Annotated in this window: 13 protein-coding genes; 6 read left to right on the top strand and 7 right to left on the bottom strand. The window is 56.0% G+C overall.

Annotation, left to right across the window (positions count from 1 at the left end; genetic code table 11):
* Positions 1–3: 3 nt before the first annotated feature.
* The 5 genes from lptC to J7399_RS07160 all read left to right on the top strand — a co-directional run bounded on the left by lptC (position 4) and on the right by J7399_RS07160 (position 3,287).
* Positions 4–615, top strand: a complete 612-nt coding sequence (gene lptC, locus J7399_RS07140) for an LPS export ABC transporter periplasmic protein LptC (protein WP_209057908.1) — start codon at positions 4–6, stop codon at positions 613–615.
* A 3-nt stretch (positions 616–618) separates the two neighbouring features.
* Positions 619–1,101: a lipopolysaccharide transport periplasmic protein LptA gene (gene lptA / locus J7399_RS07145; protein ID WP_348539444.1), complete on the top strand. Its 483-nt coding sequence runs from the start codon at positions 619–621 to the stop codon at positions 1,099–1,101.
* 3 nt (positions 1,102–1,104) lie between these two features.
* Positions 1,105–1,863, top strand: coding sequence for an LPS export ABC transporter ATP-binding protein (gene lptB / locus J7399_RS07150; RefSeq protein WP_209057910.1), 759 nt, complete (start codon positions 1,105–1,107; stop codon positions 1,861–1,863).
* Between the two features lie 347 nt (positions 1,864–2,210).
* Positions 2,211–2,780 carry a ribosome-associated translation inhibitor RaiA gene (gene raiA / locus J7399_RS07155; RefSeq protein ID WP_209057912.1) on the top strand — a complete coding sequence of 190 codons (570 nt, stop codon included), beginning with the start codon at positions 2,211–2,213 and terminating at the stop codon, positions 2,778–2,780.
* Between the two features lie 42 nt (positions 2,781–2,822).
* The gene (locus tag J7399_RS07160) at positions 2,823–3,287 is read left to right on the top strand and encodes a PTS sugar transporter subunit IIA (protein ID WP_209057914.1); all 465 of its coding nucleotides are present in this window, start codon (positions 2,823–2,825) and stop codon (positions 3,285–3,287) included.
* Positions 3,288–3,347: 60 nt separating this feature from the next.
* On the opposite strand, the gene J7399_RS07165 is transcribed toward J7399_RS07160, so the two are convergent.
* From J7399_RS07165 to J7399_RS07195, 7 genes are all read right to left on the bottom strand, one after another.
* A complete protein-coding gene (locus tag J7399_RS07165) occupies positions 3,348–4,772 on the bottom strand; it encodes a sulfotransferase family 2 domain-containing protein (RefSeq protein ID WP_209084976.1) in 1,425 nt (474 codons plus the stop codon).
* A 6-nt stretch (positions 4,773–4,778) separates the two neighbouring features.
* Complete coding sequence (locus J7399_RS07170) at positions 4,779–6,476, bottom strand: beta-1,6-N-acetylglucosaminyltransferase (RefSeq protein ID WP_209084978.1); 1,698 nt, start codon at positions 6,474–6,476, stop codon at positions 4,779–4,781.
* Complete coding sequence (locus tag J7399_RS07175; RefSeq protein ID WP_209084979.1) at positions 6,473–7,459, bottom strand: glycosyltransferase family 2 protein; 987 nt, start codon at positions 7,457–7,459, stop codon at positions 6,473–6,475. The genes J7399_RS07170 and J7399_RS07175 overlap by 4 nt, the downstream gene beginning before the upstream one ends.
* 185 nt (positions 7,460–7,644) lie before the next feature.
* Complete coding sequence (locus J7399_RS07180; protein ID WP_247742804.1) at positions 7,645–8,628, bottom strand: glycosyltransferase family 2 protein; 984 nt, start codon at positions 8,626–8,628, stop codon at positions 7,645–7,647.
* 49 nt (positions 8,629–8,677) lie between these two features.
* Positions 8,678–9,661 (bottom strand): UDP-glucose 4-epimerase GalE, encoded by a 984-nt coding sequence (gene galE / locus J7399_RS07185; protein ID WP_209084981.1) that lies wholly within the window; start codon positions 9,659–9,661, stop codon positions 8,678–8,680.
* 17 nt (positions 9,662–9,678) lie between these two features.
* Positions 9,679–10,572: a UTP--glucose-1-phosphate uridylyltransferase GalU gene (gene galU, locus J7399_RS07190; RefSeq protein WP_209084982.1), complete on the bottom strand. Its 894-nt coding sequence runs from the start codon at positions 10,570–10,572 to the stop codon at positions 9,679–9,681.
* 198 nt (positions 10,573–10,770) lie between these two features.
* Positions 10,771–11,883, bottom strand: coding sequence for a polysaccharide biosynthesis/export family protein (locus J7399_RS07195; RefSeq protein ID WP_209084983.1), 1,113 nt, complete (start codon positions 11,881–11,883; stop codon positions 10,771–10,773).
* 390 nt (positions 11,884–12,273) lie between these two features.
* Here J7399_RS07195 and J7399_RS07200 point away from each other — a divergent pair, with 390 nt between their 5' ends.
* Positions 12,274–14,175: a nucleoside-diphosphate sugar epimerase/dehydratase gene (locus J7399_RS07200; protein ID WP_209084984.1), complete on the top strand. Its 1,902-nt coding sequence runs from the start codon at positions 12,274–12,276 to the stop codon at positions 14,173–14,175.
* The last annotated feature ends 32 nt before the right edge of the window (positions 14,176–14,207 follow it).

Consider the following 14,207-nt stretch of genomic DNA (forward strand, 5'->3'; position numbering starts at 1 on the left):
AATTTGCGACGGCGCCTGACATATTCCACCCTTGTGGCATGGCTCAAAGTGCTGCTGCCGCTTGCGGCACTTGGCCTGTTGTCGACACTGTTTTTGGTGTCAAAACAGGTCGATCTGGAAGGCGCCATTCCCTTTGCGGATGTCGATCTGGAACAAAGGCTGCGGGATCGCCAGATCACCGCGCCTTATTTCTCAGGCAAAACCGATCATGGCCACGATATCACCGTGACCTCCGAAACCGCCCATCCGGACGCGGAAGACCCCTCGCGCATCATTGCGCAGAATGTCGGGGCGTTGCTGTCGATCGGCGGCGGCACAGAGATCACCGTGACCGCCAAAGAAGGCGAAATGGATGGCCGGTTTCAAGAACTGTTATTGGATGGCGACGTGGAGATATTGACCTCCACCGGCTACACCATCCAGACAGAGGCCATGACATTTGGTCTGGAAGAAGCTCGTGCCGACACCACCAGTGAGGTGACAGCCGAAAGTGCGCTGGGCGAGCTTCAGGCGGGCCGGATGGCCCTGCGCCCATCGGGCGAAAACAATGAAATATATTTGTTTTTCACAAAAGGTGTGCGACTGGTATACACACCGCAGAAGACAACGAGGTGACCTGTGCTTCTTTACCGCGCGCTTTTGATTGGTGTGCTGGCGCTTATGCCGGCAATCGGTACAGCTCAGGGGCTGCAGCTTGGCTTTGGCCAGAGCCAGCAGGACACCGGCCTGCCGGTTGAGGTCACCGCTGAAAGCCTGTCTGTGAACCAATCTGATGGCAGCGCCGTGTTTGAAGGGGATGTGGACATCTCCCAAGGGGACATGCGCATGACCGCGGATAAGGTGAACGTGCATTACCTGCCCGACAACAGCGGCATCGACAAACTTGTGGCGCAGGGCAACGTACTGCTGGTGCAGGGGCCGGACGCCGCCGAAGCGGATGAGGCTGTTTACTCCATCGACAGCGGTGACGTGGTGATGACCGGAAACGTGACCGTCAATCAGGCCGCCACAACCATCTCCGCTGACCGTATGGTCCTCAACCTTCAGAACAACACCGCGCGCATGACCGGGCGGGTGAAAACTGTGCTGAAGACGGAATAAGACATGGCCAAACCCACCCTTTCTGTGACCGACGGCGATTCCGGTCTGCGCGTCGAGAGCCTGCGCAAGGCCTATCGCAAGCGCGTGGTGATCCGCGACTTTTCCATGGAACTTCAGCGCGGTGAGGTTGTTGCGCTGCTTGGCCCCAACGGTTCGGGCAAAACCACCACATTTTATGCGGTTGCGGGCCTGCTGGTGCCTGAAGGGGGGCGTGTGACCATCGACGGGCGCGACGTGACCACCTTGCCCATGTACCGCCGCGCCAAGCTGGGCATCGGCTACCTGCCACAGGAAATGTCGATCTTCCGTGGCCTGTCGGTGGAAGACAACATCACCGCCATTCTCGACATCACCCACAAAGACCGGCTCAAGCGCCGTGAGCGGCTTGAAGAGCTGCTCTCTGAGTTCTCCATCGAGCATTTGCGCCGCGCGCCTGCTCTGGCTCTCTCAGGCGGGGAGCGTCGCCGTGTGGAGATTGCCCGCTGTCTTGCGGCGGACCCCAAGTACCTGCTGCTTGATGAGCCCTTTGCGGGTGTTGACCCGATCTCTGTCGGGGACATCCGCCATCTGGTGGCCGACCTCAAAAAGCGCGGTATTGGCGTGTTGATCACCGACCACAATGTGCGCGAAACGCTGGAAATCGTGGACCGCGCCTACATTCTGCATGACGGCAAGGTGCTGATGTCCGGCACACCGGAAGAAGTGGTGGAAAACGAAAACGTGCGCCGCGTCTATCTCGGAGAAAACTTCCGAATTTCCTAGGGTCAGCCAGCGCTGATACTATCGCGAATAAAACGCGCCGATACCCCTTTATTTCCTGAAGATTTCTAGCGCACCGCAACACAGGCAGGGCGAGATAATGCCCGCCAAAACGGGATCGCACACGTTGAAAATACCGCGATTTTGACTTGGATCATTGACTCTCAGCGGTTGGAATACTCAAATGCTGAGTATGACATTTGCTAAAACCCCCGCTGATACCAAAGCGGCCTTTTTACCAAGGCCAGGTCTGAAGCAAGGTTCGCATATGTCGATTACCAGCATTCGGACCTAACTGATAACGGGCGGATAAAGCTCGTGGTCCGACATGTCATCGAAAAGGAGACAGGATGCGCTATCAGATCACCGGAAAACACATCGACGTTGGCAATGCTTTGCAAACTCATGTCCAAAACGAACTTGGCGATGTCTTAGAAAAATACGCCGGCCGACCGACTGACGCGACAATCACTTTTTCAAAACACGCACATGAATATATGTGTGAAACCACCGTACACCTGTCCACCGGGCTGACCGCTCAGGCCAAGGCACATGCGACAGAAATCTATGCAGCCTTCGATGGTTGTGCCGAAAAAATGGACAAACAGCTGCGCCGATACAAGCGCCGCCTGAAAGATCACCATAAGGAAAGAGTCGAACCGGTTGAACTTTTGGGGGCTTCCTCGTATATCCTCGCGCCTGAAGCTGAAGAACATGAGGCAGAGCCGGATACGCTACAACCTGTGATCGTTGCCGAGATGGAAACAAAGATCCCATCTTTGAGCGTCGGTGAGGCTGTTATGCAGATGGAACTTGCGGGCTCGCCTGTACTGATCTTCAAGAACGAAGGTAAAGCTGGGTTGAATGTGGTCTATCGCCGGGATGACGGCAACATAGGCTGGATCGACCCGCAGACATAAAGCGAGAGGGCGTTTCGCGCCCGATCCGGAGATACAGGCAAGATGGACCTTTCTACGATCCTCAAGCCAGAGGCGGTACGTGTTGTGACGGCCGCCTCAAGCAAGAAGCGTTTGCTGCAGGAATTTGGCGATCTCGCCGAATCCGCCTACCAGTTGGACGCACAAACCGTTGTTGAAGCGTTGCAGGAACGTGAAAACCTCGGCCCCACAGGTGTGGGCCATGGGGTGGCGTTGCCGCACGCGCGCTTCGACGGGCTTGAAAGCGTCGCTGGCGCCTTCATCCTTTTGGAAAAGCCTGTTGATTTCAACGCGGTAGATCGTCAGCCAATCGACATCGCATTTGCGTTGTTTGCGCCGGAAGAAGCCGGCGTGGAGCACCTCAAGGCGCTTGCCAAAGTGTCCCGCAAACTGCGGGAAAGTGCGATCTGCGCCAAGCTTCGGGCGAACCCGGATCCGACCACGCTATTCACGATCCTGACCGAAGGTGACACGGTGCAGGCCGCCTGATTTTCAGGCCGCTTTGCAAACAAAGATCACGCGCCTCAGCTTTCGCTGCAGGCGCGTTTCTCATTGCCAGTTGTCAAAGCCAAAGGTGATGTAATCGCGCTTGTAGATATCCCGCACCAGCGTCTCGATCTCATCGTCATAGATCGCGCTCAGCGCCACCGGATGGCCCGGATCCACCGGCTCTGGGTCAGGGGCATCCATCCGCCCGACTTGCATCGCCAGCGCGGGGAGATAGCTCTCCATCTCGGTCTCGCGCACAATCATGTCGGGTAGAGCCAGATTGGCGAATCCCTTCATCGCCACCGCCTGACTGACCCAATGACCGTCCTGGCGCAAACTGGTCTGACCCAACAGATTCGCCTTCACAAACCCCAAAAACGCCAAAAACGCCTCGCGATGCGCCTCAGGGCCATAATCCGCTTTGGGCGGATCCTTCGGAATTGGCATCTTGTAGACGCGGCGCAGCGTGTTGCGGATCTGTTTGTAGACCCCGTCTTCCGCCGCGAGAATACGCTCACAGAAGGCCGCATGCACTCGCTCGACCGGGTGGCGCACCACCGTGAAGCTGCGGTGATGCCGGTGGGCCTTTTTCCACTGGCGGAGGGTCTTCTGGCTGAAGTTTTCGATGAGCCCATCGGCCGCCACATGATCGAGCGAGGCCATCCAACGCGTCACCGCCGCCTGCGGGCCGGAATTGATCGGCAGGTAGAGCAAGGGGGCCACGGCACAGGCCACATAGCTCGGCACAGCCGCCCCGCGCCGCGGCTCAAAATTGGGGGTGCGGTTGAGATTGAAGCGGTCCAGCTCTGACAGCGCGCGGGGGATGTCGTCAAAGTTCTCGACCTTCTCCGACAACGCAGCAGGGTTCTGCGGCTTGAGCTTCTTGTTGACCGCCTCAATCGCCCCGTCATGGCCGAGGAAGCGCGCCAGCCCGTTCATCACCTCGACATCCTGCAGATCTTCATAGGCCACATAGAAGGCCGTCTGTCCGCTCACCTGCAAGCCGCGCATGATCTGCACCTGAAACGCCTGCAGCTCTTCCACATGGCGTTTGAACTCAGGGCCGTCAAACTGAACGGTGCTGTCTTTGCGGCGGCGCACATCTGTCAGCTTCCACTGGCCGGTGGCCTTGGCGATCTTCCAGCTGACGTAGCTGTCCAGCGGGTTGCGGGTCAGCACGATTTTGGCGCAGCGCGGATCATTCAAAATGGCGTCGAGCACCCGCGGTTCGTGATTGTGGAAATAGCGAAACCCGGACAGCCCCTGATCCGCTTTGACCGCCTCGATCAACTGCATCGGATCAGCCGTGCGTTCTTCAAGCGAGACACCAAGGATGGCATCTTTGTTCGGATATCCGATGAAATGCGGGTTAAAAGCCTCGCCGTGGCACGTCAGCCCATCAAACTCGTTGATATTGGCTTCCAAAAAGTTGGAGCCCGTGCGCATTTCGGCAAAAACCACAAAATAGTCAAAGCGTTGGTCCATAAGGCCTTATTGCACCAAATAGGGTTTGCGTGGGGGTTTTTTCTGTTCGTTTTCCGCCTGTGTGACCGGGAAATCACCCATCAGGTAAGGGTGCATCCCCTGGTTCTTCAGGTTTTGCAGGAACTGACCAAATCCCGTCAAATCCGTCATCTTCGGCGCTTCGGCCAGACGGCGCGTGGAATCAGTGCCGATCTCATCAATGATGGTCTGCAAGGGCTCCATCGGCGCTTCGATGAACTCCGCCAGCGACCAGATGCGCACCCGTGCCTTGGCGTAGGGGCTGCGCAACGCATGAAGTTGGTCGCTTTCCAGTTTCTGCAGCCGCGCAGCTTCTTTGCGGATGTCGGCGAAATTCATGTTCGACTTGAACAAGGGAATCGCCCAGGCGCCGCTGATCACCGAAATCTGCGCGTTCGGGTCTTTGCAGATGAACCAGACCGGCGCGCCCTCATCGCGCGGCCCCACCTGAAAACACTGCCGTTCGCCACGGGTGTTCCAGACCAGGTTGGTCAGAAAGGCAATCGGGTTGTAATCCCTGAGCTTGGGCGAGTCGCTGAGCGCCCCGTTGAGCACCCGCTGCCCACCTTCAAATTCCACACGCTCCGGCGCATAGAGATGGCCATGCACGCGCGTGCCAGTGGCGCGTGCCAACCACGGCTCAAAATCTTCAAACAGCTCGGTAAAGCCGTGAAACACCGAATAGCGCCCAAAGGTCATGCCATTTTCCCAGCCCTCATTGGGAAACCGGCTCTGCATGTAGAGACCTGAGCGTCCCTTGGTCCGCCGCTCCACCGCTTTGGCAAAAATCCGGTCGATCTTTGCCGGATTGGGTTCGCTCATCTTGATTGCGCCCTCAGGGCTCCGCAGGAAGCCTCCGTAGATCTTCTCCGCATGGGGCCAGATCTTGCGCGCCACAAAACAGTCAGACCGCCGCAGAAGCTGCAGGTGGTCGTCATAGAAGATATGCGGCTTGCCCTGAAAATCGAATTTCGACAGCGTCAGAGAACGGCTTTCGATATTGCTCGAATACACCCGCGCAAGGGTCTGAAAATAGCTCTCATCCGGGATCCACACCCGCTTGAAGAACTTGTCAAAGATCTCACGGTCGGGATCCTGCAAAATCGCGGAGAGGGTCTGGCGGGTCAGGCACCACCACTGGCTGCCCATATGCGGCACGATGCCTTTGGGAATGGTCCGTTTGAAGCGCACGAACCGCTGAATATCGACCCATTTGTCAAAGAGGTAGCGGCGCTTTTTCCATGAAAAGGGAAAGCGCAGCGTGAAGCGCTCATGATCCAGCCCGCCAACGGTCCAGGGCACATCCGCCGTTGTGGCGCTTTCAATGAAATCCGTGCGCGGGCGCGCCGCCAGATAGTCTTTCAGCTCCTGCACGGGCCGCAGCGGCAGACAGGACCCCGAGGACAGATAGATGTGATGCACATCGGCAAACTGCTCCAGCATCATCTCGGCTGCGGATTGAGAGGCGGCCACGATGCCCCACATGCCCCACTCACAGCTGTGGCGCTTGCAGAACACGATCATCGAGTGATCCGAGCAGGATTCCACAAAACGGTCGTAGGTTTTGCGCGGCACCTTCTTGTCCACATGGATCACCACCGGGCAGCCGGCGTTGGCCCAGTGCCGCGCCACCTGCTCGGCGCGGTCCAGTGCGGTGTGCACCAGCATGAGGATGCCGACACTCACGCCCAGTTGCCTTTCGACATCAGCCCCAAAATCTCAAGCTGGCGCCAGTTGATGTATTTCTCGCTCCACTTGCACCAAAACTCAGGCTGTTCACCAAGCTGATCCGCATAGGCTTTGTATTCGCGCGAACTGGCATAGTGCTGGCTGCGCTCCATCTCTTCTGCCGCTTTTTCGGAGAAGGTGTTCAAAAACTTGGTGTGCAGCAATGCGCCGCTGGCCTTCTCGCCGCCCCATTCATCGTAGACTTGGTTCAGGCCGCGCGGCAGCAGGCTGTGGGTCGAGCTGACATAGGCATAGCGTCGGTTCCATTTGACCAGCGGTATCTTGTTGAGCGCTGGCGCCGCGCGTGGATTGTCGGCAAAAAACATCCGTGCGCGCGGACCACCTTGGATCCACAGATTTCCATATTGCGGGTTCTTCTCAAGCGTATAGTTGCCCGCATCAAACCAGTTTGCGATCTCCAGCGGATCCTGTCCTGCCCGATAGGTTGTCCGGTCAAGCCGCCCGCGGGGATACACATCCACCAGCATCGCGCCAAAGCTGCGGATTGAGGAGTTATCAAGCCAATCCGTCAGTGCTCTGATCGGGCGCGTGTCACAGAAGGGGTAAATGAAGAACTCATCCGGATCGACCACCAGACACCAGTGCCCATGGGCATAGGTGCGCTGCAGCCCATTCATCCAGTCGATGCCAAATTTGGAGCGGCGATAGCTGTGCTGGGTGTACCAGACAGAAATATCGTCCTGCCCGCTCAGATACTCAAGCGTGCCATCGGTGCTGTCATTGTCCACAAACAGGAAATGGTCGACCCCCATCTTGCGGTAGTATTCCAGGAAATACGGCAGCCGGATCAGCTCGTTTCGAAAGGTGCTTACCAGCAGGATATCATTGGGGCGAATGGCATGCGTGTTGTTCTGAACAGGGCTCAGTTCGCGGGATTTTCGGATCGATCGCAACAGCCGGTGGCGCCGCCGCAACCTCATCTTATAAGAGTCCCAAACGCCCAAGTCAGCCTAACCTCTCCCAACAGACGCATCTCTGTGCGCATGTGGGTTATTCCCATGTATGTAAGCTTATGCCACGTTACCATTAATGGAGGCAACGCCTTTAAAAACGGTTACATAGCGGTAAATTTGTCTAGGGTTCCTGTGGGAATACGTTTCGACTTTTACCAGCCGCCCGAATTCATCAGACCAAGCGCCTCGAGCTGTTGCCAGTTTTCAAATTTGCGGGACTCCTCTGACCACAGATCAGGGGACGCCGCGATTTCATCATAGTAGTGATCAAATTTCGCGGGCGCATGGAAGTGCTGTTTGCGCTGCTTTTCTATTTCCGATTTGGCAACAATCTCGGGCAGAAACTTGGTGTGCAACAGCACTCCGGAAGGGGCATCCCCGCACGGTCCGTCATAGCCGTGGTTCAACCGTGCAGGCAGCGCGGAATGGCATGAATTCACATAGGCATAGCGGCGCGACCACCGCACCAGCGGGATTTTATTGAGCGTCGGGGAGCGTTTGGGCTTGTCCGCAAAGAAAACACGCTCCCGCATACCGCCCTGCACCCAGAGATTGCCCAGCGGTACCTGTCGCCGTGCGCGATAAGGCCCCGGATCAAACCATTGCAGCACCTCCATCGGGTCCTGACCGGCCTCATAGCGCGCCTCTGAGAGCGGCCCCTTGGGATAGACATCAAGCATATGCGCGCCAAACACACGCTGCCCTCGCCCATCGAGCCAACTGGTAAGCGCTGGCAAGTCGCGTTTGTCATGATGCGCATAGATCAGCAGCTCATCCGCATCGACCATCAGACACCAATGATCGTGGGCGTATTTCATCTGCAGCCATGTCATCCAGTCCAGACCAAACCGTGCCGCACGGTAGCTGCGGTCGGTTTTCCACAGCGACACATCGGGTTGCTGCGCCAGATAAGCCTCGCTGCCGTCTGTGCTGCCGTTATCAACGATCAGAAACTGGCCGACGCCCAACCGTCGATAATGCGCCAAAGTATAGGGAAGCCGGGTGATCTCATTGCGCAGGGTCATGACCACAAGCACGTCTCCGCGCTTGATGAGGTCGGTGCGATCGGTAACCGATGTCAGTTGATGGCGGCTGCGGAAACTGCGCCACAGCAATCCGCGCCGTCGCCATCGCATACGGTAAGCCGCCCACAAATCCGGCTTGGCTGTGGGCTGCGCGCTCAGGTTACTTGTCGTAGTGCCCGTTCTGATGCCATCTCCATGCATCGGCGATCATTTGGTCCATTTTGGAACGCTTTGGCGCCCACCCTAGCTCTTTCTCCGCACGTGTCGAGCCTGAAACCAGCTTGGTGCAATCCCCCGGTCGCCGCGGACCTTCGTTGTAAGGCACTTCCCGGTTGGTCACGATGCGGGATTGGTCAATCACCTCGCGCACTGAAAACCCACTGCCGGTGCCAAGGTTGAAGATCCGGCTGCCCTTGCCGTCCTGCAGCCACTTCAGCCCCAGCACATGAGCATCCACCAGATCGCAGACATGCACATAGTCGCGAATGCAGGTGCCATCGGGTGTATCATAGTCGGTGCCAAAGATGGTGAGCGCATCCCGCTTGCCGTCAATCGCATCCAACATCAGGGGGATGAGATGGGTTTCCGGGCGATGGAACTCCCCCACTTCAGCCTCTGGATCGGCGCCGGCCACATTGAAGTAGCGGAAAATCACACTTTCCAAACCATGCGCCGCGCCAAAATCGCTGAGCATGTCTTCGATCGCGCGCTTGGAGGCGCCATAGGCATTGATCGGTGCCTGCTGAACCTCTTCGTCCAGAGTGACATTGTCATGATCGCCATAGGTCGCACAGGTTGATGAGAAGACAAACTGCTTCACATCCGCCGCAATACAGGCCTCAATCAGATTGAGGGAGCCATTCACATTGTTGCGCCAGTATTTCCCGGGCTCAGACATGCTTTCGCCCACCTGAGACAGCGACGCAAAATGCATCACGGCCACAGGTTTATACTTGGCAAACACCTCGTCCAGCCGTGCTCGATCCAACAGATCTCCTTGCTCCAGAGGCCCGAATTTGACGGCGTCTTCCCAGCCGGTGCACAGGTTGTCAAAGGTCACCGGCACAAAGCCAGCCACCGCCAATGCCTTGCAGGCGTGCGAGCCAATATAGCCCGCCCCGCCTGTGACGATCACATGTTCCAAAAATAGTCTCCCAGGGATTACTCAGCAGCGCGGCGCGATGCGACCAGCTCTTCGAGATAGACCGACAGCTCATCACACAGCTCTTCGCGCGCAAGACCAAAGGCCACGGTCGCTTGCAGGAAGCCCGCCTTGGAGCCGCAATCAAACCGCTGCCCCTGGAAGCGATAGCCATAAACACCAGCGCCTTTACCGATCTCAGTCGCGATCGCGTCGGTCAGCTGAATTTCACCGCCAGCGCCTTCGCCTTGGTTGGCGAGATTGGTGAAGATCTCAGGGGTCAGGATATAGCGGCCAATGACCGCCAGATTGGAAGGCGCGGTTCCGGCAGGGGGTTTTTCCACCATGCCCTTCACAGACACCAGCGAGCCCATGTCTTCCTGCACGTCCAGCACACCATAAGCGGATGCTTTGTCGTGTGGCACTTCCATCGCTGCCACCATGCAGCCACCAGTCTCTTCATAAGCGTCAACCATCTGCTTGAGACAGCCGACCTGACCGGCAATCACGTCATCCGGCAGGATCACCGCAAAAGGCTCATCGGCCACCAAACGGCTGGCACAAGCCACAGCGTGTCCAAGACCAAGGGCGCTGTGCTGGCGAATATAGGCAATCTGACCGCTTTCCATATTGGAAGACTCAAGCTGCTTCAGCAGATCGGTTTTGCCCTTTTCGCGCAGGGTCTGCTCCAGCTGGGGCGCGTGGTCAAAATAGTCTTCAAGCGCGCTCTTTCCGCGCGAGGTGACAAAGATAAACTCGGTTATCCCTGCTTCACGCGCCTCATCAATTGCATATTGAATGAGCGGGCGATCCACCAATGTCATGATTTCTTTAGGCACGGATTTTGTTGCCGGCAGAAATCTGGTCCCCATTCCAGCCACCGGAAAAATCGCTTTCGTTACCTTGCGCTGCATATAGAGCTCACTTTCGGTTAAAGTTGTTATCTACCTTCAATCTCAGGCGATCGAAGGCAATCCAAATCAATAAAATATGATTTGGCGATAGCACGAATTGCCCCTGATTTCTACATACCCAGCTCGAAGTTTTCCCAAACGTTGGCAGAATACCTCAGTTGCACCTTCAACATTTTGCGGTGATTGAAAAATCATCTGTCAAAAGACACTGGCAATCGCAAAGAGCGACCCGACCAAGGCGATAACCGCTTGCGCAGGTCTGATTGCAGATTCGCTGGCGACCACGATATCGCCGGGCTGGATCTGAAAGGTATTTGCACCAAACAGACTATCGGCCCTTGTCAGATCAAAAGAAAAGACAACGTGCTCGTGGTTAGGGCCACTGTTATCCGGTCTAATATCCTCAGCATCATATTGCCGCAAAACAAACAGACCTTGCGGGTTTGCGCGATCATCATTGAGGCCCCCGAGCATTGTAACTGCTTCCATGGCGGTGATATCTTCTTGGTTAAAAAACACCTGACGCTCAGATCGGGTCGCCCCTACTGCGATAAAATACCTTTCATCTTCTTCAACGATAATCTGATCGCCACCACGCACAATCACATTTTTTGTAGGGTCTTTGAGCAAGCTATCCAATGGGATTTCATACGATTTTCCCTGACGCTGCAACCGCACCAGTGGATTTTCAACCTGATCACTCACTCCGCCGGACTGGGCCAAAACAGACAAGATAGACACGTTTCGGTCTGTCAAAGGCAACCTCTGAGGCGCAACCACTCCAGTAACCACGTCGACCGAGTTCTGTGGCCCAGGTGTGACCCCGATTTGAACCTGTGCCGACGGCGCGATAGGGGAGAGCTGCCCCTGGATTTTTTCACGCGCCTGATAAGGAGTCAGCCCCGCGACCATAATGTCATCCACATAAGGTACAAAAATTGTACCAGCCTCAGTCACTTCTACAGGCCGCAGCGGCGTGGAGCGTTCTGCAGGCCCCAAAAGCAAAGAATTGTCTTGGTTATCCCAAACCGTGAGCGTCACCAGATCGCCCGTTTGGATAACGCGGCTTTTAGGACCCGGCGAGCGCGCAAACCAATGATAGTGGCCATGCCATCCAGTCCCGGGCCATTCTTCAATATTCTTGGCGCTAATGCGGTCTACAGCAGTGACTTGGATGTCATCCGGTGTGCGGTTCTCACCTACAACTTCTGAAGCGATAGGCCCACCACGCGGCAGGGAACAGGCGGACACAATAAAGAGTGTCGCCAACAAAACAAATGTAACCGCTCTGCTCTGCATGACCTGCACCATAGTTCCAGTTCTTTTGCTCTCTTTTATGAGCGTTTCGCGCCGGGCCACAACCATTTGTTCAAATTTGTGGTGAAACGTGTGCGCCACACACCACAGGGCTTCGGATTTTTTGAAGGAGAAACTTAACCGCTCATCTCAACTGCCAGCGTCACTCAGCGCACCCATCCAGTTCGCAAGTTGCGCAATTGATAGGCAAAAAGACGCTTTTAGAGACATCCGAAGTTTGATTACGCATCCAAACGGGTATAGGAAATACACGTACGCAATTGCACCGCTAGTCTACCAAACAACAGAAATTCAATACCTTCGAGAGCACCGCAGAAACGCCTTCGCGACGTTACTTAAGATCACGAGACCACAAACGCGCATTGATTGCACAACTTAAAGACTATGCTTTATAATACAATCACCTCCCTGTCCCAAGCGCAGAAAGCCAAGATCTTTGTCACGGTTGATTTGATCGCTTTGACATTTGCGCTTTGTATAGCCCAGATTTTCTCAGACGACGCGCGCGGCCTCTCAGCGCTGGTTTGGCATTTCCCAGTTTTGATCGCTGTCTCTGCCGCAACAATTCACTTTCTCGGCCTTAACCGCATAAAACTAAATGCTTTTGGCATGGAAGACATCAGCAAGAGCATGACGGTTGCAGGCTTGATGCTTTTGTCCAGCCTCGCTCTGAATGTCCTTTTGCGTGATGAAGGACTGGCGTTTGCGACCCTAGCAGAATTTACAGGCCTGTTCCTGCTGCTCTCGATTTCCTTCCGAGTCATCATGCACAAGATTGTGGAGCGCATCTACGCCTCTCGCACCTCTCGCCGGCGCGTGTTGATCTACGGCGCAGGTCAGACCGGCCAGCAGCTGGCTGCGGCCCTAGTCACCGATGACGAATTTAAAGCCGCGTGCTTTGTCGACGACGACCCAAATCTGCAAAAGCTCACAATCAATGGCCTGAGGGTTCATGCCCCGCGTGAAATCCCCAAGCTCGCAAGACAATCAAAAGTTGATCGTATCATTCTGGCAATGCCGTCTGCCGAACACACAGTGCGACAGCGTCTGGCCAGAAAACTATCTGGCCTAGGTTGTGAAGTGCTCGCCCTTCCGTCATTTGCTGATATTGTTCTACGCGGAGAAGATGTGACCGCTGCTGCCCCTATCACAATGGATAGCCTTCTCGGGCGCGACGCTGTAAAGGACGATCTGCCGGAAACGGAATCCGCCTACCGTGGTCACCGTATTCTTGTGACAGGCGCAGGCGGCTCCATCGGCGGCGAACTTTGCCGTCAACTTGCGCGCTGCGCTCCTGCAGAGCTGGTTCTGTTCGATCATTGCGAATTTGCACTCTACAAAATTGCCAAATCCATCAAAGAGAACCTACCAGACACCAAATTCACAGCTGTGCTTGGATCCATCGGGCATGCCGAGTTGATCGCGGAAACGATTGCCGCCCATAAAATCGATGTGGTCTTTCACGCTGCCGCCTACAAACATGTAGGCCTTGTACAGGACAATGCCTTTGAGGGCGTGCGTAACAATGTAATTGGCACCCGCATCGTGGCAGAAGAGGCCCTGCGGGCCGGGGTTGAGCGCTTTATTCTGGTCTCTACCGACAAAGCTGTGCGCCCGACATCCATTATGGGCAGCTCCAAACGCCTTGCGGAACTGGTTATTCAGGATCTGGCCACACGTTCGCAGACCACAAAATTCTCCATGGTCCGCTTTGGCAATGTGCTTGGCTCTTCCGGCTCGGTGATTCCGCTGTTCCAGCAGCAAATCCGTGAATTGGGCCCGGTGACCGTCACCCACCCCAATGTCACACGCTTTTTCATGACTATTGACGAAGCCGTCCGCCTGGTTCTGCTTGCAGGAACCTTCTCGCGCGGCGGCGATGTTTTTGTGCTCGACATGGGCACACCGGTCTCAATCTATGAGATGGCCCGCAAGATGATCGAGGCCGCAGGCCATACAGTGCGTGATGAGATGGACCCGAACGGCGACATCCCGATTGTCTTCACCGGATTGAAGGACGGCGAAAAAATGCATGAGGAGTTGCTGATTGGCAGCGATATGCTCACCACGCCGCATCCGAAAATCCTGCGCGCGCAGGAAAATCTTATGTCCGAACTTGAAGTGGCGCTCGCCCTTCAGGATCTGCGCCGCGCCATCGATGAGCGCGATCACACGTTGCTCGCGGCAACCCTGACACGCTGTATCGCCGCAGATCAGACCCAGACAGAAGTGGCGACAACCAGCCACGAGACAAACGCCCCGACACTCACGCTAGTTGGTGAGTGAAACTACTCAGCCGGTTGATAAATCGGCTGAGA

This window comes from Shimia sp. R9_1 (assembly GCF_017743775.1).
Classification (GTDB): Bacteria; Pseudomonadota; Alphaproteobacteria; order Rhodobacterales; family Rhodobacteraceae; genus Shimia.